The 24,185-nt window shown below is 65.0% G+C and carries 19 protein-coding genes, 3 tRNA genes and 1 pseudogene; 13 read left to right on the top strand and 10 right to left on the bottom strand.

Annotated features, from left to right (window positions below):
• Positions 1-5 precede the first annotated feature (5 nt).
• A complete protein-coding gene (locus Atro_RS00970; protein ID WP_497927732.1) occupies positions 6-302 on the top strand; it encodes a helix-turn-helix domain-containing protein in 297 nt (98 codons plus the stop codon).
• Complete coding sequence (locus Atro_RS00965) at positions 200-1,312, top strand: tyrosine-type recombinase/integrase (protein WP_497926048.1); 1,113 nt, start codon at positions 200-202, stop codon at positions 1,310-1,312. Before Atro_RS00970 ends, Atro_RS00965 begins: the two co-directional genes overlap by 103 nt.
• 16 nt (positions 1,313-1,328) lie before the next feature.
• Here Atro_RS00965 and Atro_RS00960 read toward each other — a convergent pair.
• From Atro_RS00960 to Atro_RS00950, 3 genes are all read right to left on the bottom strand, one after another.
• A tRNA-Leu gene (locus Atro_RS00960) sits at positions 1,329-1,413 on the bottom strand.
• Positions 1,414-1,473: 60 nt separating this feature from the next.
• Positions 1,474-1,549: transfer RNA gene (locus Atro_RS00955), tRNA-His, on the bottom strand.
• A 38-nt stretch (positions 1,550-1,587) separates the two neighbouring features.
• A tRNA-Arg gene (locus Atro_RS00950) sits at positions 1,588-1,664 on the bottom strand.
• A gap of 258 nt (positions 1,665-1,922) precedes the next feature.
• Here Atro_RS00950 and folD point away from each other — a divergent pair.
• Positions 1,923-2,777: a bifunctional methylenetetrahydrofolate dehydrogenase/methenyltetrahydrofolate cyclohydrolase FolD gene (gene folD, locus Atro_RS00945; RefSeq protein WP_497926047.1), complete on the top strand. Its 855-nt coding sequence runs from the start codon at positions 1,923-1,925 to the stop codon at positions 2,775-2,777.
• A 98-nt stretch (positions 2,778-2,875) separates the two neighbouring features.
• Here the strand turns inward: folD and cysS are convergent.
• Positions 2,876-4,260: pseudogene (cysS, locus tag Atro_RS00940) on the bottom strand (cysteine--tRNA ligase).
• On the bottom strand, positions 4,241-5,932 hold the full coding sequence (locus tag Atro_RS00935) for a glutamine--tRNA ligase/YqeY domain fusion protein (protein ID WP_497926046.1): 1,692 nt from the start codon (positions 5,930-5,932) through the stop codon (positions 4,241-4,243). The pseudogene cysS and the gene Atro_RS00935 overlap by 20 nt, the downstream one beginning before the upstream one ends.
• Positions 5,933-6,089: 157 nt before the next feature.
• Between Atro_RS00935 and Atro_RS00930 the strand changes: the two genes are divergently transcribed.
• The 5 genes from Atro_RS00930 to Atro_RS00910 all read left to right on the top strand — a co-directional run bounded on the left by Atro_RS00930 (position 6,090) and on the right by Atro_RS00910 (position 11,998).
• Positions 6,090-6,584, top strand: a complete 495-nt coding sequence (locus tag Atro_RS00930) for a peptidylprolyl isomerase (protein WP_497926045.1) — start codon at positions 6,090-6,092, stop codon at positions 6,582-6,584.
• Between the two features lie 4 nt (positions 6,585-6,588).
• On the top strand, positions 6,589-7,314 hold the full coding sequence (gene lpxH, locus Atro_RS00925) for a UDP-2,3-diacylglucosamine diphosphatase (RefSeq protein WP_497926044.1): 726 nt from the start codon (positions 6,589-6,591) through the stop codon (positions 7,312-7,314).
• A gap of 266 nt (positions 7,315-7,580) precedes the next feature.
• Entirely contained in the window at positions 7,581-9,308 is a 1,728-nt protein-coding gene (locus Atro_RS00920; protein ID WP_497926043.1) for a type I secretion system permease/ATPase, read from the top strand.
• 6 nt (positions 9,309-9,314) lie between these two features.
• On the top strand, positions 9,315-10,655 hold the full coding sequence (locus Atro_RS00915; RefSeq protein ID WP_497926042.1) for an HlyD family type I secretion periplasmic adaptor subunit: 1,341 nt from the start codon (positions 9,315-9,317) through the stop codon (positions 10,653-10,655).
• Positions 10,655-11,998, top strand: a complete 1,344-nt coding sequence (locus Atro_RS00910) for a TolC family outer membrane protein (RefSeq protein ID WP_497926041.1) — start codon at positions 10,655-10,657, stop codon at positions 11,996-11,998. Before Atro_RS00915 ends, Atro_RS00910 begins: the two co-directional genes overlap by 1 nt.
• 12 nt (positions 11,999-12,010) lie before the next feature.
• Here Atro_RS00910 and Atro_RS00905 read toward each other — a convergent pair whose 3' ends face one another.
• Positions 12,011-12,613, bottom strand: a complete 603-nt coding sequence (locus Atro_RS00905; protein ID WP_497926040.1) for a MiaE family protein — start codon at positions 12,611-12,613, stop codon at positions 12,011-12,013.
• Between the two features lie 74 nt (positions 12,614-12,687).
• Entirely contained in the window at positions 12,688-13,164 is a 477-nt protein-coding gene (locus Atro_RS00900; RefSeq protein ID WP_497926039.1) for a DUF1289 domain-containing protein, read from the bottom strand.
• A gap of 387 nt (positions 13,165-13,551) precedes the next feature.
• Here Atro_RS00900 and acnB point away from each other — a divergent pair, with 387 nt between their 5' ends.
• From acnB to Atro_RS00885, 3 genes are all read left to right on the top strand, one after another.
• Positions 13,552-16,161, top strand: coding sequence for a bifunctional aconitate hydratase 2/2-methylisocitrate dehydratase (gene acnB / locus Atro_RS00895; protein ID WP_497926038.1), 2,610 nt, complete (start codon positions 13,552-13,554; stop codon positions 16,159-16,161).
• A gap of 244 nt (positions 16,162-16,405) precedes the next feature.
• Positions 16,406-17,656, top strand: a complete 1,251-nt coding sequence (locus Atro_RS00890; RefSeq protein ID WP_497926037.1) for a CmpA/NrtA family ABC transporter substrate-binding protein — start codon at positions 16,406-16,408, stop codon at positions 17,654-17,656.
• Positions 17,638-18,216, top strand: coding sequence for an ANTAR domain-containing response regulator (locus tag Atro_RS00885; protein WP_131254461.1), 579 nt, complete (start codon positions 17,638-17,640; stop codon positions 18,214-18,216). The genes Atro_RS00890 and Atro_RS00885 overlap by 19 nt, the downstream gene beginning before the upstream one ends.
• A 28-nt stretch (positions 18,217-18,244) precedes the next feature.
• On the opposite strand, the gene Atro_RS00880 is transcribed toward Atro_RS00885, so the two are convergent.
• Positions 18,245-18,544, bottom strand: a complete 300-nt coding sequence (locus tag Atro_RS00880; protein WP_497926036.1) for a hypothetical protein — start codon at positions 18,542-18,544, stop codon at positions 18,245-18,247.
• 219 nt (positions 18,545-18,763) lie between these two features.
• On the opposite strand from Atro_RS00880, the gene alaC reads away from it, so the two are divergent.
• Together alaC and Atro_RS00870 are read left to right on the top strand one after the other, a co-directional pair.
• A complete protein-coding gene (gene alaC, locus Atro_RS00875) occupies positions 18,764-20,002 on the top strand; it encodes an alanine transaminase (RefSeq protein ID WP_497926035.1) in 1,239 nt (412 codons plus the stop codon).
• Positions 20,003-20,074: 72 nt separating this feature from the next.
• On the top strand, positions 20,075-21,391 hold the full coding sequence (locus Atro_RS00870) for a leucine-rich repeat-containing protein kinase family protein (RefSeq protein ID WP_497926034.1): 1,317 nt from the start codon (positions 20,075-20,077) through the stop codon (positions 21,389-21,391).
• Positions 21,392-21,400: 9 nt separating this feature from the next.
• Here the strand turns inward: Atro_RS00870 and Atro_RS00865 are convergent, their stop codons facing one another.
• Both Atro_RS00865 and Atro_RS00860 read right to left on the bottom strand, forming a co-directional pair.
• Positions 21,401-22,327, bottom strand: a complete 927-nt coding sequence (locus tag Atro_RS00865) for a 1-phosphofructokinase family hexose kinase (protein ID WP_497926033.1) — start codon at positions 22,325-22,327, stop codon at positions 21,401-21,403.
• Positions 22,328-22,425: 98 nt separating this feature from the next.
• Entirely contained in the window at positions 22,426-24,147 is a 1,722-nt protein-coding gene (locus Atro_RS00860) for a sulfatase-like hydrolase/transferase (RefSeq protein WP_497926032.1), read from the bottom strand.
• Positions 24,148-24,185 lie beyond the last annotated feature (38 nt).

The raw sequence follows: 24,185 nt of genomic DNA, 5'->3' as shown, positions 1-24,185 counted from the left end.
GCCTGATGACTGTCGAGCAGGCTGCAAAGCTAATGAGCGTCTGCACCAGAACCGTCTACAACATGGCCAACGATGGCCGGATACCGGTGGTCAGAATGCGCGGCCGCAGCCTGCGCATCCACCGCGAGAAGCTGGAGGCAATGCTTGAAGAAGAAGCCGCTGCTAGTATTCGCGCCGCGGGCGGCGTGAAGGAGAAATCATGCCGTACAAACGAGGAGACTCGCCCTACTGGTGGGTCAGCTACAAGCTTCCAAATGGAAAGTACGTTAGACGATCTTCTGGGACAGAAGACCACGCGGTAGCCAAGGCGCTAGAGCAGCAAGCCAGGGCAGACGTCTGGAAGGAAAAGGAATGGGGCGTGAATCCGCCCCGGAGCTTCGAGGAGGTGATCATCCCGTACCTGCAGCACGCTCGCCAGCATCAGCGCAGCTACGAGACGACAGCTCATCGAGTGAAACAGCTCAGGAAGCACTTCGCCGGCCAGATCATCAACGACCTGGGCGGACAAGGCATCAGGGAATACATCACCGAGCGCAGCAAGGCCGGCGCCTCGGCAGCCACCATCAACCGCGAGCTGGCCGCGCTCTCGGCGGCGATCAACTGGTGCAACACGGAACTGGAGTGGGCGCTGCCCAACCCTGTGAAGGGACGCATCATGAAGGAGCCGGAAGGCCGGGTGCGCTGGATCACCAGAGCGGAGGTCGACGCGCTGTGCAGGGCCGCCATGGAAGGCAGGAACGGGGAGCTGATCGAAGCGTTCATCCGGCTGGCGGTCAATACCGGCTGCCGGAAGGAAGAGATGCTCGGGCTCGAGTGGCGCCGCGTCGACCTGCACAACCGGCTGATCCACCTGGAGGGACAGCACACCAAGGCAGGCAAGCGACGGTCGATACCGATCAACCAGGGCGCGCTGTCTGCGCTGCTGAGCAGGCAAGCATTCCGCGCCAAGCACTGCCCTGCCAGCCCGTGGGTATTCGCTCGATCTGACGGAGAGCGTGCGGTGTCGATCCGTGTCGGATTCGAGAATGCGTGCAAGCGGGCCGGCATTACGGATTTCGTGATTCACGACTTGCGGCACACATGCGCGGCGCATCTGATCAGTGCCGGTGTTCCGCTGGCAGAGGTGCGCGACCTGTTGGGCCACAGCACGATCACCATGACCGAGCGGTATGCCCACCTGGCACCTGCCAGAGTGCGCGATGCGGTTTCGGTGCTGGACAGGCTGAACGCCGAGCGTGATGAGGCCGTGTCACGATCTCGCTACGCTGACAATCCAGTGCGTCTTGTTTCGGAGGGAGGGAAACGGCTCTAAGCCGTGAACTCAAAGGTGGTGCGGATGGAGAGACTCGAACTCTCACGCCTTGCGGCGCTGGAACCTAAATCCAGTGTGTCTACCAATTCCACCACATCCGCGTGGCCATCAGACCCTTGAGAAACGAAAACGCCAGGCTTCATGCCTGGCGCTTTGGAATATGGGGTGGACGATGGGAATCGAACCCACGACACCAGGAGCCACAATCCTGTGCTCTACCAACTGAGCTACGCCCACCATATTTGCTATTGCTTGCCCGCTACCGAACCGCATATTGGCGCACCCGGCAGGACTCGAACCTGCGACCATCCGCTTAGAAGGCGGATGCTCTATCCAGCTGAGCTACGGGCGCCTTTCACCTGCATCATGACGCCTAGCACAAACTCAGAAACCCTAAGGTTGGCTTTGCACTCTCACTCTGCAACAGGCCGCGCTCGACAAGCGGGGCGAATCTTATAGAGCATGAAAATTCCTGTCAACGATATTTTTAAATAAATCAGCAAGATGTAAGGAGCAACAGCAGCACTCAGCTGTCTGCACATTGGCCCACCAGCCTCACCATGAGAGAATATTCTTTTCGTCTCATCAACCTCATGGTTAAGCAAGCGTCATGACTGCAAAACTAATCGACGGCAAAGCGATCGCCGCCAGTCTTCGCCAGCAGATCGCCCAACGTGTCGCCGAGCGACGCCAGCAGGGTCTGCGAGCCCCCGGCCTGGCAGTCATCCTAGTAGGAACAGACCCAGCGTCCCAAGTCTATGTATCCCATAAGCGCAAGGACTGCGAAGAAGTGGGGTTTCATTCCCAAGCCTACGACCTTCCCACCTGCACCACTCAAGACGACCTCTTGTCCTTGATCGACCAACTGAATGAGGATTCGACGATCGACGGTATCTTGGTGCAATTGCCTCTCCCACAGCACCTTGACGCCTCCCTGCTGCTTGAACGCATCCGCCCGGACAAGGACGTGGATGGATTCCATCCCTACAACATCGGCCGCCTCGCCCAACGCATGCCATTGCTGCGGCCCTGCACCCCCAAAGGCATCATCACGCTTCTGCAGAGTACCGGCGTAGATCTGTATGGCCTGGATGCCACAGTAGTCGGCGCCTCCAATATCGTTGGTCGCCCAATGGCATTAGAGCTGCTACTGGCTGGTTGTACCGTGACTGTGACCCACCGCTTCACTCGCAACCTCGTGGAGCATGTGAGCCGCTCCGACCTAGTGGTTGTCGCAGCCGGCAAGCCAGACCTCGTCAAGGGCGAATGGATCAAGCCTGGCGCCATTGTTATAGACGTCGGTATTAACCGCCTGGAGGACGGCAGACTGGTTGGCGACGTGGAGTTTTCTACCGCGGTCAAGCGTGCAGGATGGATCACTCCTGTACCAGGCGGGGTTGGCCCTATGACCCGCGCCTGTCTTCTGGAAAACACGCTATACGCAGCCGAACAGCTGCACCAGTGATCCAGCAAAAATAAAAATGGCATCCCGGGGATGCCATTTTTATTTGCAGACATACTCAAGCATGGCTGCCCTTAGTTGGCCGCCAATAGGTCACACCCTCACTCAGCCAGACGCCAGGTGGTGCCGCCCTTGCCGTCCTCCAATACCACACCCATGGCGGTGAGCTGGTCGCGGATACGGTCGGATTCGGCCCAGTTCTTCTCGGCCCGCGCCTGCAGGCGCGCGGCGATCAGCGCCTCCACCTCGGCAGCGTCTACCTTGCCCTCGGCACCGGCCTGCAGGAAGGCGCCGGGGTCGAGCTGCAGCACGCCGAGCACCCCGGCCAGTTCCTTGAGACGCGCGGCCAGCGCGGCGGCGGCAGCGAGATCCGACTCGCGCAGGCGGTTGACCTCGCGGATCATCTCAAACAGCACCGCGCAGGCTTCCGGCGAGTTGAAGTCGTCGTCCATCGCCGCGCCGAAGCGGGCGACGAACTCGTCGCCACCGGCAGGCGCCGCATCCGGCAGACCCTTGAGACCATTGTAGAAGCGCTCCAGGGCGCCCTTCGCCTCGCGCAGGCTGTCCTCGGAGTAGTTGATCGGGCTGCGATAGTGGCTGGACACCAGCAGGTAGCGCACCACCTCCGGGGGTACTTCTCCAGCACCTCGCGGATAGTGAAGAAGTTGCCGAGACTCTTGGACATCTTCTCGCCGTCGACGCGCACCGCGCCGGCGTGCATCCAGGCGTTGGCATACAGCTTGCCGGTGGCCGCCTCGCTCTGGGCAATCTCGTTCTCATGGTGCGGGAACACCAGGTCCGGGCCGCCGCCGTGGATGTCGAAGGTCTCGCCCAGGCAGCAGGTGGACATCACCGAACACTCGATGTGCCAGCCCGGACGACCGGGGCCCCAGGGCGACTCCCAGCTCGGCTCGCCCGACTTGGCGCCCTTCCACAGGACGAAGTCGAGTGGATCTTCCTTGGCCTCATCGACCTCGATGCGCGCGCCGATCTTCAGGTCCTCGATCTTGCGCCGCGACAGCTTGCCGTAGCCCTCGAACTTGCCGACCCGATAGTAGACGTCGCCGTTGCCCGGGGCGTAGGCGAAGCCCTTGTCGATCAGGGTCTGGATCATCGCGTGCATGCCGGCGATGTGGTCGGTGGCGCGCGGCTCGATGTCCGGGCGCAGCACGTTGAGACGCGCTTCGTCCTCGTGCATCGCGGCGATCATGCGGCCCACCAGATCCTGGAACGACTCGCCGCTCTCGTTGGCGCGCTTGATAATCTTGTCGTCGATGTCGGTGATGTTGCGCACGTAGGTCAGCTCATAGCCGCGATGGCGCAGCCAGCGGGCGACCACGTCGAACGCCACCATCACCCGCGCGTGGCCGATGTGGCAGAAGTCGTAGACAGTCATGCCGCACACGTACATGCGGACCTTGTTGCCTTCCAGCGGCTTGAACTCGTCCTTGCTCTTGGACAGGGTGCTATAGATGGAAAGCGTCATCACTGCCCCAGGAATCGCGCAGGGTGACGGTGCGGTTGAACACCGGCGCGCCCGGTTTGGAGTCCTTGAGGTCGGCGCAGAAGTAGCCTTCGCGTTCGAACTGGAAGCGTTCTTCCGGCGCAGCATTGGCCAGTGACGGCTCGGCACGGCAGCCCTTGAGTACCACAAGGGAATCCGGGTTGATGTTGTCGAGGAAGCTGCCGTCCTCCTCGTCAGTCTTCTCCGGGTTGGCGGCCTTGAACAGGCGGTCGTAGAGGCGCACCTCGCACTCGACGCTCTCGGCGGCCGGCACCCAGTGGATCACGCCCTTGACCTTACGGCCTTCCGGGTTCTTGCCGAGGGTGTTCTCGTCGTAAGTGCAGCGCAGTTCGACGATGTTGCCGGCTTCGTCCTTCACCGCCTCGTCGGCGCGGATCACGTAGCTGCCGCGCAGGCGCACTTCGCCGCCAGGGATCAGGCGCTTGTAGCCGGCCGGCGGATTTTCCTCGAAGTCGCTGGCGTCGATGTAGATCTCGCGGGAGAACGGCAGCACGCGAACGCCCATGTCCTGCTTCGGATGACGCGGAAGCTCAAGGTTTTCGACCTGACCTTCGGAGTAATTGGTGATCACCACCTTCAGCGGTTTGAGCACGCACATGGCGCGCGCGGCGTTGGCGTCCAGGTCCTCGCGGATGGCGAACTCCAGCATGCCGATGTCGACCACGCCACCGGCGCGGTTGACGCCGATCATGTCGCAGAACTGGCGGATCGAGGCCGGCGTGTAGCCGCGGCGGCGGTAGCCGGACAGGGTCGACATGCGCGGGTCGTCCCAGCCATTGACATGACCCTCGTCGACCAGCTGCTTGAGCTTGCGCTTGCTGGTGATGGTGTAGTTCAGGTTGAGGCGGGCGAACTCGTACTGGCGCGGCTGGGCCGGCACCGGCAAGTTGGCCAGGAACCACTCGTACAGCGGGCGGTGATCCTCGAACTCCAGGGTGCAGATCGAGTGGGTGATGCCCTCGATGGCGTCCGACTGCCCGTGGGTGAAGTCGTAGCTCGGGTAGATGCACCACTTGTCGCCGGTCTGGTGGTGATGGGCATGGCGGATGCGGTAGAGGATCGGGTCGCGCAGGTTCATGTTCGGCGAGGCCATGTCGATCTTCGCGCGCAGAGCACGGGCGCCATCGGGGAATTCCCCGGCCTTCATGCGGGCCAACAGGTCGAGGTTTTCCTCGACGCTGCGCTCGCGGAACGGGCTGTTCCTGCCCGGCTCGGTCAGGCTGCCGCGGAAGGCGCGCGCCTCGTCCGGCGACAGGTCGCAGACGTAGGCCTTGCCGGCCTCGATCAAGTGCACGGCCCAGGCGTAGAGCTGGTCGAAGTAGTTGGAGGCGTAGCGCTCATCGCCAGCCCACTGAAACCCCAACCATTGCACGTCGCTCTTGATCGCGTCGATGTATTCCTGGTCTTCCTTGGCCGGGTTGGTGTCGTCGAAGCGCAGGTTGCACTCGCCGCCGAACTCCTTGGCCAGACCGAAATTCAGGCAGATCGACTTGGCGTGGCCGATGTGCAGGTAGCCGTTGGGCTCCGGCGGGAAGCGGGTGACGATCTTAACGTGCTTGCCCGACTCCAGGTCGGCCTGGACGATCGGACGGAGGAAGTTCGCGGCAGCGGCGGGAGTCTCGGGCTTGCTCATGGGATCCTTGAAACATGTCGGCGCCGGCCAGGGTAGGCCGGCCAATGCAAAGGGCTTATCATAGCGGACCCGTCATGCCCCTGACAGAGACCCGGCAGCAACGACCATCGGCCGGCCCACTCCGGGCATCCCCACCCACACCCTGCGGAACTCAGTCATGATTAAGCTGCACACCAACCACGGCACCATCACCCTGAAACTGTTCGCCGACAAGGCGCCGGAAACCGCGGCCAACTTCGAGCAGTACGTGAAGGAAGGCCATTACGACGGCACCATCTTTCACCGCGTGATCGGCAACTTCATGATCCAGGGCGGCGGCTTCGAGCCGGGCATGAAGCAGAAGAGCACCCGCGCGCCGATCAAGAACGAGGCCAACAACGGCCTGTCCAACAAGGTCGGCACCATCGCCATGGCCCGCACCATGGACCCGCACTCGGCCAGCGCGCAGTTCTTCATCAACGTCGCCAACAACACCTTCCTCGACCACACCGCTCCGACCGCACAGGGCTGGGGCTATGCCGTGTTCGGCGAAGTGGTGGAAGGCATGGACGTGGTCGACAAGATCAAATCCGTGGCCACCGGCAGCCGTGCCGGCCATGGCGACGTGCCGCTGAATGACGTGATCATCGAAAAGGCCGAGATCGTCGACTAATCCGATGACCACGCTGCTGATCTCGGATCTGCATCTCGACGAGGAGCGCCCGGCCATTGCCCGGGCGTTCCTGCGTTTCCTGAAGGAGCGCGCCAGCCAGGCCGAAGCGCTGTATATCCTCGGCGACTTCTTCGAGGTCTGGATCGGCGACGATGCCATGACGCCCTTCCAGCGCTCCATCGCCGAAGCCCTGCGCGAAGTGGCGGATCAAGGCACGCGAATCTTCGTGATGCACGGCAACCGCGACTTTCTCGTCGGCCGTGCATTCTGCCGCCTGGCCGGTTGCACCCTGCTGCACGATCCGAACCGCATCGAGCTGAACGGCGCCCCCGTGCTGCTGATGCATGGCGACACCCTGTGCACCCGCGACATCGCCTACATGCGTTTTCGCCGGCGCCTGCGCAACCCGGTGTCGACATGGCTCCTGCGCCACCTGCCTCTTTCCAAGCGTCAGCAGCTGGCCCATAAATGGCGCACTGCTAGCCGCCAGCAGGTCCGCCAGAAAGCCACCGAAATCGTCGACGTCACCCCCGAGGAAGTGCCGCGAATCATGGCCGCCCATGGCGTGCTGACCCTGATCCACGGCCACACCCATCGCCCTGCCGTGCACGAGCTGCAGATCGATGGCCGGGCCGCCCGGCGCATCGTCCTAGGCGACTGGAACCACGAAGGTTGGGTACTGGAGGTCGACGCTCGCGGCTATCGCCTGGATTCGTTCCGCATCGACTGACCCTGAAACGGAACAACGACCGGCTCCCGCCGTGGGGGGTAGGCTTCACTCCCCCCGCTTTGCCAGCTTAAGGCCAGACAGCCCCCTATGCAGGCACTTCCCCATCATCTGGCCACTGCAACGCCATAATCCTGATCTATAACTTAGCGGTAGCTTCCTCTTTCATCCGACCGGAACGCTTTCGCACCCGCTCCGGGACGCTTGAGGCTGTGGGGAAATCTTGGACACGTCCAACAACCCTGCAATCGCCAGCACCGAGGATAAGCATGGATATGCTGCAACCCCACTCCGAGTTGGCCGAAACCCTGTTTCGCCTGCGCCGAACCTTTTACGCCCTTGCCCTCTTCAGCGGAGTGATCAACCTGCTGATGCTGGCGCCGGCGATCTACATGCTGCAGGTATACGACCGAGCCCTGGTCAGCAGCAACGTCACCACCCTGCTGATGCTGACCCTGTTGGTCGTCGGCCTGTATGTACTGCTGGCCCTGCTGGAGGTGGTGCGCTCGAGCGTGCTGATCCGCGTCGGCAACCGGCTCGACATGATGCTCAACCAGCGGGTCTTCAGCGCCGCCTTCGAACGCAACCTCAAACGGGCCGGCGGCAACCCGGCCCAGGCCCTGCAGGATCTCGCCCAGGTCCGCCAATTTCTTACCGGCAGCGGCCTGTTCGCCTTCTTCGATGCCCCCTGGATCCCTATCTATCTGCTGGCCAGTGCTCTGATCCACCCCCTGCTCGGCATCATCACCCTGATCGGTTCGCTGCTGCTGGTGAGTCTCGCCTGGCTGACCGAACTCAGCACCCGCAAGCCGCTCGCCGAAGCCAACCAGGCCGCCCTGGCGTCCGGCAGCTTCGCCAACAACAACCTGCGCAATGCCGAAGTCATCGAGGCCATGGGCATGCTGCCGGCCATTCGGCAGCGCTGGTTCGGCAACCATCTGCGGATTCTCGACCTGCAGACCCTGGCCTCCGATCGCGCCGCCTACATCAACGGTCTGAGCCGTTTCATCCGGATCACCCTGCAGTCGCTGATCCTGGGCACCGGTGCGCTGCTGGCGATCAAGGGCCAGATCACTCCGGGCATGATGATCGCCTGCTCCATCCTCGGCGGACGCGCACTGGCCCCCGTCGAGCAGATGATCGGCACTTGGAAGCAGTTGTTGTCCAGTCGTGCGGCCTGGAAACGCCTGTCGGCCCTGCTGCAGGAGTTTCCTGTGCGCCAGCCGGCCATGGCGCTGCCCAAGCCGGCAGGCCGGCTGAGCGTGGAGGGAGCCTTTGCCTGCGCTCCCGGTTCGTCGAGCTCGATCCTGCGCAGCATCTCCTTCAGCCTGGCGCCCGGTGAAGCCCTGGGCGTGATCGGCCCGTCGGCCTCGGGCAAGTCGAGTCTCGCCCGCCTGCTGGTCGGCATCTGGCCTGCCCAATCCGGCAAGGTCCGCCTCGACGGCGCCGATGTGTTCCAGTGGAACAAGGAAGAGCTCGGTCCCTGGCTGGGCTACCTGCCGCAGGACGTCGAACTGTTCGAGGGCAGCATCGCCGAGAACATCGCCCGCTTCGGCACACTCGATGGCGAGGCGGTGATCCTCGCGGCCCGGCAGGCCGGCATACACGACATGATCCTGCGCCTGCCGCAGGGCTACGACACCCGCCTGAGCACCGACGGCGGCTCGCTGTCCGGCGGCCAGCGGCAACGCATCGCCCTCGCCCGCGCCCTCTACGGCGATCCGGCGCTGCTTGTCCTCGACGAACCGAACTCCAGCCTCGATGACCTGGGCGAGATGGCCTTGATCCATGCCCTGAGCGATCTGAAGCGGCGCGGCAAGACCCTGGTGCTGATCTCCCATCGCCCGACGGTCCTGAACATCGTGGACAAGCTGCTGGTATTGCGCGACGGAACGGTGCACATGTTCGGCAACCGCGACGAGGTCCTCGCCGCCCTGCGCCAGGCCGGCATGGCAGGCACCACCACGCCCCTGACATCGGTCAAGACCAAGGAGTGATGCGCCATGCCTGATTTCGGGCCGAGCAATCAACAGCAGGCGAAGGACGTACCGCCAATCGATCTCGACGACCGCCGTCCGCGACGCTGGGGCCTGTGGCTGGTAGCTGCCGGTTTCGGCGGATTTCTTCTCTGGGCCAACCTGGCTCCCTTGGATGCCGGCGTGGTGGCCAACGCCACGGTCAACGTGACCGACAATCGCAAGACCGTCCAGCACCTGACCGGCGGCTCGGTCAAGGCCATCCTGGTGCGCGAAGGCGACCGGGTGAGGCGCGATCAGGAGCTGATCGAACTCGACCCGACCCGCGCCATCGCCGAACAGGGGGCGATCAGCGCCCAGTACATCGTGGCGCGCAGCGTGGAAAGCCGCCTGCAGGCCGAGCGCGACGGACTGGAGAATGTGCACTTCGCCCCCGAACTGCTCGAACGCTTCGCCGGCGACCCTCGCCTGCAGGCTGCACTCGGCCTGCAGGCGCGACTGTTCGCCACCCGCCGCACGGCACTGACCGGCGAGGCCGGCATCCTTCGGGAAAACATCCGTGGCGCCGAGGAGCAGCTCAAGGGCCTGAACCAGGTGCAGGCCGCGCGCAACGCGCAGATCCAGCTGCTCGACCGGGAACTGGAGGGGGTACGCCACCTCGCCGCCGAAGGCTATGTCGCCCGCAACCGCCTGCTCGAGCTGGAGCGCAACGCTGCCGAGCTGAACGCCCAGCGGGCGCAGACCATTACCGACATCGGCCGCACGCGCAATCAGATCGCCGAGCTGAAGCTGCGCATCCTGCAACTGGAGCAGGACTACCAGAAGGACGTGCAATCGCAACTGACCGACGTGCAGAAGGAGGCCGCCAGCCTGGCCGACCGTCTGAAAGCCCTGGATTACGAAGTAGCCCACACGGTGATCCGCTCGCCCATCGACGGCTTGGTGCTCGGCCTCAATGTCACCACTGTCGGCGGCGTGATTCAGCCGGGTTCGGAAATCATGAACGTGGTGCCGGCGAACGAGCCGCTGCAGGTGGACGCCATGATCCCGGTGCAGGCCATCGACAAGATGGCGCCGGGATTGCCGGTGGAGATTACCTTCCCCGCCTTCAACCACGCGCAGACCCCGAACATTCCGGGACGAGTGCTCACCGTATCGGCCGACCGCCTGATCGACGAGACCAGCAAGGAGCCCTACTACCTGGCTCAGATCGAGGTGACCGCCGCGGGCATGGACATGCTCGGCAGCAACCATATCCGCGCCGGGATGCCCGCCACCGTGACCATCAAGACCGGGGAGCGCAACCTGATGAGCTATCTGATGAAACCGATGCTCGCCCGGATCGACAGCGCCTTCAAGGAGCAATAATGGCAGTCCGCCTTGCCTTGGCCGGCCTGATCTGCCTGGCCTGCCTGCCCGCCTGCGCCATGGATCTCAAGAGCGCGTGGGAGCTCTTGCAAACCCAGGGACCGACCTATCGTGCGGCCTTGCACGAACGTGACGCGGGCTTGGAGAATCGCGCCATCGGCCGCGCCGGCCTGTTGCCGCAGATCAGTGCCATGGCCGGCAAGAGCCGCCTGGACGGCACCCGCGACGAGCCGGACGCCAGTGGACGCACGGTGGAGCGCAACCTCGACTACGACTCGGAAAACCTGGCGGTTCGCCTGCGCCAGCCGCTGCTCAACCTGCAGAAGCTCGCCGAGTACCGTCAGGGCAAGCAGCGCGCCCGCTACAGCGAGGCGATCTTCGACGCCAAGACGCAGAACGCTGCAGTGCGCCTGGCCGGTCGCTACTTTGACGTACTGCTGGCCCGGGAAACCATCGATCTGGCGAGCGCCAAACTCAAGGCCTTCGAACAGCAGGTCGCCGCCGCCCGTCGGCGTTTCGATCTGGGCGACGGCACTATCACCGACGTCGATCAGGCGACCGCCCGGCGCGACCTCGCCCAGGCCGAACTGATCGAGGCACAGGATGGCCTGATAGTCGCGCTGCGCCTATTGCAGGAACTGCTCGGCGGCGTGCCGGACAAGCTCGCCGCCCTGCGGCAGGACTTCCCCACGCCGGCCCTGCAGCCGACCAGCCTGCAGGAGTGGCTGAGCCAGGCCCGGGCGAGCAACCCGACGCTGCGGGCGCAGCACTACAAGCAGGGCGTCGCCGACGAGGAGGTCAAGCGGATGCGAAGCGGACACTGGCCGACTCTGGATCTGGTCCTTGGCTACACGGACAGCGAAAGCGACTCGATCTCCACACTCGACCAGCAGAACCGCTATGCCACCGCCGGCGTGGAGTTCAACATGCCGCTGTTCGCCGGCGGCGGTGTCAGCGCTCGGGTGAGACAGGCCGTGGCCAGCCGCGAACAGAGCATCGAGGAAGAGAATGCTGCCCGCGAGGAGGTGCTCTCGACCACTACCCGCCAGTTCCGCGGCGTACAGAGCGGCCAAGCGCGCATCAGGGCACTGGAAAAGGCCGTCGCCTCCAGCGAAAGGGCCCAGGACTCGGCCAGAAAGGGCTTTCTCGCCGGCTCCAGCACCAATCTCGACATCCTCAATGCCGAAGAACAGATCTTCATCGCCCGCCGCGACCTGCTGGAGGCCAAGCTGCGCTACCTGCAGGCACGGCTGCAGTTGGCCGAAGCCGTCGGGCTGCTCGGCGACGACGACATCGAGCAGACCAATGCCTACCTGGGGCCGGAGCTGGCTCTGACCGATTGAAGTCAGCAGCCGTCAGGCTGTCACGCCGCTGTGGAAACGGAACTCCGCATCGGGAGTTAGGATCGCCTGGCGCTCGACTTCGGCGAAGAATGCCACGCGCTCGTCGATCGGCTCGCCGGCGTACTGGCGGGCCATGCCCAGGTAGTCCTGGTAATGCCGCGCCTCCGAGGCGAGCAACGAGACGTAGAAACGCTCCAGTTCCTCGTCGAGAAACGGCGCCAGACGATGGAAGCGCTCGCAGGAGCGCGCCTCGATGTAGGCGCCGACGATCAGGGTATCCACCAGCCGGCCCGGCTCGTTCTTGCGGATGTGCGCATGCAGGCGCTGGGCATAAAGCGAGGCGCTGAGTTGCCGGTAGACGACACCGCGCTTCTTCATCAACTCGGCCACCTGCTCGAAGTGGCGCAACTCCTCGCGGGCCAGACGCGACAGCTTGTACTGCAGGTCTTCCTTGTCGACATGCCGGAACAGCAGGGTCAGCGCCGTGCCGGCCGCCTTCTTCTCGCAGTTGGCGTGATCGATCAACAGGATCTCGGGGTGCTGCAGTGCCTGCTCGATCCAGGCCTGGGGGGTCGGGCAAAGCAGGAAGCTTTCGATTTCGGGAAGCAGGGACATGGCAATCTGGCTGGTCTTGGAAGGCCCGGCATTATACGGCTCCCGTCCGTTGCGGAGGAGCCGGTCGCCCCTTCTCAGATGCGCATCTGCATGCCCTCGCGCAGGAAGCGCGGGGCGATATAGCGCTCGTAGTGGGCCTCGGAGAGCAGGAAGAACTCGCGGTCGATGGCATCGCGCAGGACCGGCAGCTCCCAGTCGCGGAACTCCGGCAGCAGGACGATACCGTAGGCCTCGAGCTGGTTGATCGCCCGGGCGCCGCGGACGATCAATTGGTAGGCCCAGCAATACGCCGACTGCTCGGCCACGAAGCGGATCTGCCGCTGCTCCAGCTGCTGGCGCAGGCGCTGTGCGTCGAACACCTCCAACTTGGCTTGCACCACCTGCACCAGCAACGCCTCCAGGCGCACCCAGACGGCGCGCTTCTCCTCCTCGGTGTACTGGTTCCAGTTCACCACCTCATGATGGAAACGCTTGCAGCCCCGGCAGACCAGATCGCCATAGACCGTTGAGCAGAGACCGATGCAGGGCGTCTTGATACGCTGATGGGACATAGGCGAAGGGGGAGCCTGGGCAAAGCGAGGAATGGGCCGGCATCTTAGCCCTTTGTCTAGGCTCGGTCACCCGCCTGAAGCCCTTGGCGGCTTTAACTCGACCATCGCTTTCCAGTACACTGCCAACGCCTTTTTGGCACCACTGTCCAGTCGAAGCTGTTTTCAAAGCGTCACGAGCACAGTCGACCCGAATGGAACGGCGCAGGCACCCCGCCAGGGGGTGCCGGACGCCTCCCCTCCTCGGCGTAAAACTTTGAAAACAGCTTCTGGAGGGGGATCGCCGTCACCTTGGCCGTGCCGCCCATAAAGCGGCGAAAGCGCTTGCGTGCGGAGATTCCCAGGATGCGTGTCCCGGAAACCCCTGGGACCACTGATGAGGGTAAAACTGTGCTTGAAGCCTATCGCAAACACGTAGAAGAGCGTGCCGCCCAGGGCGTCGTGCCCCAGCCGCTGAACGCCGAGCAGACCGCAGGCCTGGTCGAACTGCTGAAGAACCCGCCGGCCGGCGAAGAAGCCTTTCTGGTTGACCTGATCACCAACCGCGTTCCGCCGGGCGTGGACGAGGCCGCCTACGTCAAGGCCGGTTTCCTCTCCGCCATCGCCAAGGGCGAAGCCGCTTCCCCGCTGATCAGCAAGGCCCGCGCCGTCGAGCTGCTGGGCACCATGCAGGGCGGCTACAACATCGCCACCCTGGTCGAGCTGCTGGACAACGCCGAGCTGGCCACCGTGGCCGCCGAGCAACTCAAGCACACCCTGCTGATGTTCGACGCCTTCCACGACGTCGCCGAGCGCGCCAAGAAGGGCAACGCCGCCGCCAAGGCCGTGCTGCAGTCCTGGGCCGACGGCGAGTGGTTCCTGGCCAAGCCGGCCGTTCCGGAAAAAGTCACCCTGACCGTGTTCAAGGTCCCGGGCGAAACCAACACCGACGACCTGTCCCCCGCTCCGGACGCCTGGTCGCGCCCCGACATCCCGCTGCACGCCCTGGCCATGCTGAAGATGGCCCGCGACGGCATCGAGCCGGTCCAGCCGGGCTCCGTCGGTCCGCTGAAGCAGATCGAAGCGGTCAAGGCCAAGGGCTTCCCGGTCGCCTACGTCGGCGACGTGGTCGGTACCGGTTCCTCGCGCAAGTCCGCCACCAACTCGGTGCTGTGGTTCTTCGGCGACGACATCCCCTTTGTTCCGAACAAGCGCGCCGGTGGCTTCTGCTTCGGCACCAAGATCGCCCCGATCTTCTACAACACCATGGAAGACGCCGGCGCCCTGCCGATCGAGTTCGACTGCACCAACCTGGCCATGGGCGACGTGATCGACGTCTACCCGGTCAAGGGCGAAGTGCGCCGCAACGGCAGCGACGAGCTGGTCACCAGCTTCGCGCTGAAGACCGACGTGCTGCTCGACGAAGTCCGCGCCGGCGGCCGTATCCCGCTGATCATCGGCCGCGGCCTGACTGAGAAGGCCCGCGCCGAGCTGGGCCTGGCGCCGTCCACCCTGTTCAAGAAGCCGGAAGCGCCGGCCGACAGCGGCAAGGGCTTCACCCTCGCTCAGAAGATGGTCGGCCGCGCCTGCGGTCTGCCGGAAGGCCAGGGCGTGCGTCCGGGCACCTACTGCGAGCCGAAGATGACCACCGTCGGCTCCCAGGACACCACCGGCCCGATGACCCGCGACGAGCTGAAGGACCTGGCCTGCCTGGGCTTCTCCGCCGACCTGGTGATGCAGTCCTTCTGCCACACCGCCGCCTATCCGAAGCCCATCGACGTCAAGACCCACCACACCCTGCCGGACTTCATCATGACCCGCGGCGGCGTGTCCCTGCGTCCGGGCGACGGCATCATCCACAGCTGGCTGAACCGCATGCTGCTGCCGGATACCGTGGGTACCGGCGGCGATTCGCACACCCGCTTCCCGATCGGCATCTCCTTCCCGGCCGGTTCCGGCCTGGTGGCCTTCGCCGCCGCCACCGGCGTGATGCCGCTGGACATGCCCGAATCCGTGCTGGTGCGCTTCAAGGGCAAGCTGCAGCCCGGCATCACCCTGCGTGACCTGGTGCATGCCATCCCCTACTACGCCATCCAGGCCGGCCTCCTGACCGTCGAGAAGAAGGGCAAGAAGAACATCTTCTCCGGCCGCATCCTCGAGATCGAAGGTCTGAACGAGCTGACCGTCGAGCAGGCGTTCGAGCTGTCCGACGCCTCCGCCGAGCGTTCGGCTGCCGGCTGCACCATCAAGCTGCCGGAAAAGGCCATCGCCGAGTACCTGAAGTCCAACATCACCATGCTGCGCTGGATGATCGGCGAAGGCTACGGCGATCCGCGCACCCTGGAGCGTCGTGCCCAGGCCATGGAAGCCTGGCTGGCCAAGCCGCAACTGCTGGAAGCCGACAAGGACGCCGAGTACGCCGCCGTGATCGAAATCGATCTGGCCGACGTCAAGGAGCCGGTCCTCTGCGCGCCGAACGACCCGGACGACGCCCGCCTGCTGTCCACCGTCGCCGGCCAGAAGATCGACGAGGTGTTCATCGGTTCCTGCATGACCAACATCGGTCACTTCCGCGCCGCCGGCAAGCTGCTCGACAAGGTCAAGGGCGGCATCCCGACCCGTCTGTGGCTGGCTCCGCCGACCAAGATGGACGCCCACCAGCTGACCGAGGAAGGCTACTACGGCATCTACGGCAAGGCCGGTGCGCGCATGGAAATGCCGGGCTGCTCGCTGTGCATGGGTAACCAGGCCCGCGTGCAGACCGGTTCGACCGTGGTCTCCACCTCGACCCGCAACTTCCCGAACCGTCTGGGCGACGCGACCAACGTGTTCCTGGCGTCCGCCGAGCTGGCCTCGGTCGCCTCGATCCTCGGCAAGCTGCCGACCGTCGCGGAGTACATGGAATACGCGAAGAGCATCGACACCATGGCTGCCGATATCTATCGCTACCTGTCCTTCGACCAGATCGCCGAGTACAAGGAAGCCGCGGCCAAGGCCGAACTCCCGGTCCTGCAGGTCTAAGCGTCACTCGCGCCGAATGGAGAAGCCCCGCCCCGTGCGGGGCTTCTTCTTTTCCAGGCTCCTGCGCTAGAGTGGCGACAGGTCGAAAGGCCGGTGCTCAGGGCTCTGGCATATCGCTTGCTTGGTGTCTGGCAGCATCGGCGGTCCCAACGGCGGGACCCCACTCACCGACAATGGCGTCGCTTTCGGCCCTGCCCCAGGCAGCTGCCGGGCGACGCCTTTTCGTTCAGCGCCGGAAAACACCATGACAGATCACCGAATCACTCCCAGAGCAGACACCCAGGCCTGGGTCACGGGCAGCGATGCCCCCGAGAAGAGCTCGCTCAATCTGGGCTTCATGCCGCTCACCGACTCTGCGTCGCTGATTGTAGCCGCCACCCAGGGCTTCGCCGAACCCTACGGGCTGAGCCTCAATCTCAAGCGCCAGGTGTCCTGGTCGAACCTGCGCGACAAGCTGATCAGCGGCGAACTGGACGCCGCCCAGGGACTGTACGGCCTGATCTACAGCATGCAGCTCGGCATCGGCGGCGCACCGGCGACCGACATGGCGGTGCTGATGGGGCTCAACCAGAACGGCCAGAGCATCAACCTGTCGGCAGCGCTCCGACAGGCCGGCGTGTGCACCGGCGAAACACTGGCCCAGCATGTGCACCGCAGCAGTGCGAAACTCACCCTGGCCCAGACCTTCCCCACCGGCACCCATGCCCTCTGGCTCTACTATTGGCTCGCCAGCCTAGGCATCCATCCGCTTGAGGACGTGAACACCCTGGTGGTGCCGCCGCCGCAGATGGTCGAGCACCTGCGCGCCGGGCGCATCGACGGTTTCTGCGCCGGCGAGCCCTGGGGCGCCCATGCCATCGACCAGGGCATGGGCTTCACCGTTGCTACCAGCCAGTCGATCTGGCCGGACCATCCGGAAAAGGTTCTCGGCTGCACCCGCGCCTTCGTCGAACAATATCCCAACACCGCCCGTGCCCTGGTCATGGCCGTGCTGGAGGCGAGCCGCTTCATCGATGCCAGCGAAGAGAACAAGACCAGTACCGCGCAGCTGATCAGCGCCGACGCCTACGTGGCGGCGCCGCGCCAGGTGATCGAACCGCGCTTTCTCGGCAACTACGAGGACGGCAACGGCCATGCCTGGCGGGACAGTCATGCCCTGCGCTTCCATGGCGACGGCGAGGTCAACCTGCCCTATCTCTCCGACGGCCTGTGGTTCATGACCCAGTTCCGCCGCTGGGGGCTGTTGCGCGAAGATCCGGATTACCTCGCCATCGCCCGCCAGGTGCAGCAACTCGAACTGTATCGCGACGCCGCCGGTGCCCTCGGCATCCCGCAACCCGCCTCGCCCATGCGCAGCGCCACCCTGCTGGACGGCAAGCGCTGGGACGGCTCCGATCCGGCGGTCTACGCTCGCAGCTTCGCCCTGCACGCCCTGAACGAGGCGTCCTCCTCGGCCGACGACCAAGGAACATCACCATGCTGCGCATCCTCCTGATCAACGACACCGCGAAGAAAGTCGGCCGCCTGAGAAGCGCCCTGGTCGAGGCCGGCTTCGAAGTCGTCGACGAGTCCGGCCTGACCATCGACCTGCCGGCGCGGGTCGAAGCCGTACGCCCCGACGTGATTCTCATCGACACCGAATCGCCCGGCCGCGACGTGATGGAGCAAGTGGTGCTGGTCAGCCGCGACCAGCCGCGGCCGATCGTGATGTTCACCGACGAGCACGATCCGAAGGTAATGCGCCAGGCCATCCAGGCCGGGGTCAGCGCCTACATCGTCGAAGGCATCCAGACCCAGCGCCTGCAGCCGATCCTCGACGTGGCCATGGCCCGCTTCGAGAGCGACCAGGCCCTGCGCGCCCAGTTGCAGGCCCGCGAGGCACAACTGGCCGAGCGCAAGCGCGTCGAACTGGCCAAGGGCCTGCTGATGAAGATGAAGAACTGCAGCGAGGAAGAGGCCTACACCCTGATGCGCCGCCAGGCGATGAGCCGCCAGCAGAAGCTGATTCAGGTCGCCGAGCAGGTCATCGCGATGCACGACATGCTCGGCAGCTGAGGGGACCCCGGCCCCTCAGCCTCGCGCGTCAGGCCAGGCCGAGAAACTTCAGCGCCGCCCGGTAGATCTTGTCGCCGGCGCAGACGATCACCAGCGAATCGCCGGACTTCGCCCCGCTCAACAGGTTGGTCAGCTGGCGGGTCACCCCGAACGGATTCTGCAGCACCGCCACCTGCACCTCGTCGCCTTCGGGCATCATCTGCTCGGCCACCAGCCGGTCCGGCTTCATGGTGACCGTGACGCGGAGCACCTTGTCGCCGAAGCGGGTTTCAAGAAATTCGCTGCCGGACGAACGCTGCGTGGACGACCTGCTGCTGACTGGTTTCATGGATTTCACCCCCTGTTGAGAATGCGGGGCAATCTACCAAAACGCCCGTGCCGAAACCCAGCCTTGCGTGTGCCGCAGCCCCCATCGCGCGTGCCACGCGCTCATCACAAGGTCTGACTTGCCAGCCCGCCAGCCACACGCGTATGTTCGGCGGGCAGGCCAGCGCACTGGCCAACGTCGCTCGGACGGTTCCGGGCGCCTACGTCTTTCGAGGAAATCATGGCCGAACACGGCAAGCGCCGCTTTGCGCGCATCGATCGTCTCCCGCCCTACGTCTTCAACATCACCGCCGAACTGAAGATGGCTGCCCGCCGCCGCGGCGAGGACATCATCGACTTCAGCATGGGCAACCCCGACGGCGCCACTCCGCCGCACATCGTCGAGAAGCTGGTGCAGGTCGCCCGCCGCGAGGACACCCACGGCTACTCCACCTCCCGCGGCATTCCGCGCCTGCGCCGCGCCATCTCGCACTGGTACAAGGACCGCTACGCCGTCGAGATCGACCCGGACAGCGAGGCCATCGTCACCATCGGCTCCAAGGAGGGCCTGGCACACCTGATGCTGGCCACCCTCGACCACGGCGACAGCGTGCTGGTACCCAACCCCAGCTACCCGATCCACATCTACGGCGCGGTGATCGCCGGAGCCCAGGTGCGCTCGGTGCCGCTGGTGCCCGGCATGGACTTCTTCGCCGAACTGGAGCGAGCGATCCGCGAGACGATTCCCAAGCCGAAGATGATGATCCTCGGCTTCCCCTCCAACCCCACCGCGCAGTGCGTGGAGCTGGACTTCTTCGAGCGCGTGGTCGCCCTGGCCAGGCAGTACGATATCCTCGTGGTGCACGACCTGGCCTACGCCGACATCGTCTACGACGGCTGGAAGGCACCGTCGATCATGCAGGTGCCGGGCGCCAAAGACATCGCCGTGGAGTTCTTCACCCTGTCGAAGAGTTACAACATGGCCGGCTGGCGCATCGGCTTCATGGTCGGCAACCCGGAGCTGGTCAGCGCCCTGGCGCGAATCAAGAGCTACCACGACTACGGCACCTTCACCCCGCTGCAGGTGGCGGCCATCGCCGCCTTGGAAGGCGACCAGCAATGCGTGCGCGACATCGCCGAGCAGTACCGCCAGCGCCGCAACCTGCTGGTCAAGGGCCTGCACGAGATCGGCTGGATGGTGGAAAAACCCAAGGCTTCCATGTACATCTGGGCGAAGATCCCCGCGCCTTACGCCCACCTCGGCTCGCTGGAATTTTCCAAGAAGCTGCTGGCCGAGGCCAAGGTCTGTGTCTCGCCGGGGCTGGGCTTCGGCGACTATGGCGACGACCACGTGCGCTTCGCCCTGATCGAGAACCTCGACCGTACTCGCCAGGCGATCCGCGGCATCAAGACCATGTTCCGCGCCGACGGCCTGCTCGAGGGCGTGGAAAAGGCGCGCAAGGCCGACGCCGACCACTGAGCCCGAGCTTGCCCCGTCCCGTGACGGGGCGAGCGCTCCTCGATCCTGACCGGAAAGAAAACCTTGCCTCCCATGTCCACCCTCGAACAACTGCGCCGCGGCGAACTGGCCGGCAGCACGCGCTTGGACCTCTCTGCCGACCTTCACGAATTTCCCGAGGAAATCTTCGCCCTGGCCGACAGCCTGGAGATCCTCAACCTCTCGGGCAATCGCCTGACCGACCTGCCGGCGGACCTGCCGCGCCTGCGCAAGCTGCGCATCCTGTTCTGTTCGGACAATCCGTTCGCCTCGCTGCCGGAGGTGCTCGGCGACTGCCCGCAGCTGGAAATGGTCGGCTTCAAGGCCAACCGCATCCAGCACCTGCCCGCCGTCGCCCTTCCGCCGCAGCTGCGCTGGCTGATCCTGACCGACAACCGGCTGGAACGCCTGCCCGCCGAACTGGGCGACTGTGGCCGGTTGCAGAAGCTGATGCTAGCCGGCAACCGCCTGCAGACACTGCCGCCTGGCCTGGCCGGCCTGAGCCGGCTGGAACTGCTGCGCATCGCCGCCAACCGCCTCGAAGCCCTGCCCGGCTGGCTGGCGGAGCTGCCCCGGCTGTCCTGGCTGGCGTTCGCCGGCAATCCCTTCAGCGACGCCAGCGAAACGGAGATCCTGCGCCAGCATCCGCTGCCGCCGATTCCACGCGGCAGCATCGAGCTTGGGGAAATCCTCGGCCAAGGGGCATCCGGCATCATTCACCGCGCCGACTGGCAGCGCCCCGGACAGCCGGCGCAGGCCATGGCGGCCAAGCTGTTCAAGGGCAGTGTGACCAGCGATGGCCTGCCGCACAGCGAAATGGCCGCCTGTATCGCCGCCGGCGAGCAGGCCAACCTGATCCGCGTGGCCGGGCCGCTGGCCGAACAGCCGGGTGCGCCACCGGGCCTGCTGCTGGAGCTGATCGACCCGGCTTTTCGCGTGCTCGCCGGGCCGCCCTCGCTGGCCAGTTGCACCCGCGACTGCTACGTGCCGGAGCGGCGTTTCGCCTTCGACGAGGCGCTGCGCATTGCCCGCGGCGTGGCCGCGGCGGTGGCGCATCTGCATGCACGCGGCATCCTGCATGGCGATCTATATGCCCACAACCTCTTGGTGAACGGCGACGGCGACTGCCTGCTCGGCGACTTCGGCGCCGCCTCGTTCTTCGCTCCGGGCAGCGCTGCCGGCCCAGCCCTGCAGCGCATCGAGACACGAGCCTTCGGCTGCCTGCTGGAAGAACTGCTGGAGCGTTGCCCGGCGGACGAACAGGTTGCACGCCAGCAGCGCCTGCGCCTTCTGCAGGAGCAGTGCATGACCGCGCGGATCGATCAGCGGCCGGATTTCGCCACCCTGAGCGCCAGCCTCGCCGCCCTCTGAGAGCCGGGCTCAGCCCTGGCGGAACAACCGCTCCACGTCCTCCGCCCGGCACAGTCCGGTGCCCGGGCACATCAGCGTCGCGGCCGCCGCGGCCATGCCATAGCGCACCGCATCGTGCAGGCTCCAGCCGCGACTCAGGGCGAGCACCGTGGCGCCGACCACGCTGTCGCCGGCCCCCACTGCGCTGCGCAGCGGCACCTCGAAGGCGGGAAAGCGCTCCACCCCCTCCCGGCTCGCCAGCAGCGCGCCGCCGGCACCGAGGGACAAGACCACGATCTCCACAGCGCCCCGCTCGACCAGCCCGCACGCCGCCGCCTCCTGCTCGGTCTCACTCTCCAGGGAGCGGCCGATCAGCATAGACAGCTCGCTCAGGCTCGGCTTGAGCAGATGGATGCCTCCCCGAGCCACGGCATGGCGCAGGGCCTCTCCCGAGTAGTCGAGTACCAATTTCGCACCCATGCGCTCGGCCAGATCCACGATCTCGTCGTGGAACCCCAACGCCACATCAGGCGGAAAGCTGCCGCTGACGACCAGATGCGATGGCGCCGGCACGAGCGCGGCGATGGCCTCCAGACAGGCCTGCCGTTCTGCCGGGATCAGCGTCGGGCCGGGCAGGACGAAACGGTATTGCAGACCGGTTTCGCCCTCGTCCACCGTGAAGCTCTCGCGGGTATCGCCGGTGATCGGCACGCGCATCTGGGGCAGGTCGAGCGTCTCCAGCGCATGCTGCAGCATGGCGCCGAACGGACCGCCGGCCGGATAGACCGCCACGGTTTCGCCGCCGAGGCTCTGGATCACTCGCGCCACATTGATCCCACCGCCTCCCGGCTCGTAGCGCGGCAGTCCGCAACGCAGCTTGCGGGTCGGTTCGACCCGCGCGGCGATCGTCGAGACGTCCATCGCCGGATTCAGGGTCAGAGTGGCAATAAGGGACATGGCGAACTCCAGACTGTCCTGCTCGTTGATTCACGAGAGGATCGCAAGTCTTCGCTCTCGCCGGGCGCCATGATAGCAGCGCGCTCGCCCAGCCGGCCTCATCGGCTCCCCGAAGCAGCCGTACTACCTGGCTCGACCGGCCACATGCCCTGCAGCGTGGGGGTCACCACCTCTTGCAGGTCGATGTACTTCCAGGTCGGTTTCTCCCCCAGCCGTGCATTGAAGCGGGTGTTGAAGGTGAACTCGTCCGCGGTGTGCTGGCTCAGCGGCTTGCCATAGATCGCCTGCAATGCCGTCAGGTCGTAGCCCATCAGCTGCAGCAGCGTGGGGAAGATGTTGTAGTGACTGGAGCGGTCCTTGTTGCCCGCCAGCTCGCGCTGCCAGTCGAGGCCGCGCACCCTCTGGCCCTGGATCACCACCAGCGGCACCAAACCTTCCTCCACCACTGGGTCGCCGCCACAGTGGGTATCGAGCCCGGGGTTGCCGCGCTCGTGAAGGTCCTGGCCATGGTCGGAGGTGTAGATCAGCAGCGCATTGTCGAGCCGGCCCTGGGCGAATACCCGGGCGAAGAACTCGCCGACGTTCCACAGCAGGGTGTTTTTGTAGGCGTTGCGGTAACGTCCCCAATCGTCGGCCTGTCCGCCAAAGCCATCGCGCTCGCCGGTGTCGGACACTTCGGCATGCTGGCCGCGCGGCAGTACCGGACGGTAAAGCATGAAGTCGTCCGGATATTTGTCGTGCACCGGGAAGTGCGCCCCGACCTTGTTGAGGTAGACCAGTTCCGGCGTGTCGTTGCCGAGCAGTTCGATGAGTTTCTGTGCCGCGGCCATGTCGCGGTCGCGCACTGGCGTATGGTCGAACTGGACGAACTCGTCGATTTCCTTGCGCTCGCTCCCGGTCATCAGATTCTGCAGGCGGCCGCCGGTGCGTTGCGCGTCGATATAGACCGTGCGCAGCCCGGCCTTTCTGGCGTATTGCCAGATCGACGGCATGGTCGAATTGATGTGCAGGTAGTCGCTGCGCGTACCGCCATAGCGCAGGGTGATGTTGGTGTCGGCACTGCAGTTGGCGATGGAGGCGGCATAGCCGTAGTTGTAGATGGCCGCGCCCGGTGGAGACTGCTTGAGGTTGCTGCGCACGCCATTGTCGGCATTGATGTCCAGATAATTGCCGGACACGCTTTCATCGATGATCAGCACGATGTCGTGGCCGACTGCCTGGGCATGGCGCGGCAGGCTCACCGTCTCCCGCGGTCCCACGGTGCTGCTCGTCGACTCGTAGGCGAACAGGTTGAGATAGGCCAGCGGCGTGTACATCGCCGGCAGGCCACGGGCACCTTCGCCGCTGCGCACAAACAAAATCGTCGTCAGCAGCAGCAGGCTGCCGAGCGGCGCCGCAACCAGCACATATCCCGGCAGCGGCAGGCGTCGCCGGGGCGCGAGTGCGATGCCGAACAGCAACAGCGAAGCCCCGACGGCACAGCTCAGGATGCTCGCCCGGTACTGGTACAAGGCCTCGTCGATGAAGCCGCCGGAATAGATCAGCGACACGAAGGTGCTGTACTTGAGGTACTCGGTCGTGACCTGCGTGTAGACGTCGAAGAACAAGGTGCTGGCGAAAAACAACAGGGCGAACAGATAGCGCACAGGCGCCCAGCGGATATAGGCGGTCAGCCAAAGGGCTACGAGCAGCACGGCGAACATCCCGGCGAACAGCACTACCGGCACGCCGCTCTCCAATGCCATCAGGCGCTCGAGGTAATAGTCGAAGTGAATCAGCAGATACAGCCCGAGCAGCAACTCCTTCAGGTAAATGAGCATGGCTTCCTTTCCAATCTGCTCCAGCGGCATCGCCGACA

Source organism: Azotobacter tropicalis, from assembly GCF_059739045.1.
This window is presented reverse-complemented; position numbering and strand designations above follow the sequence as displayed.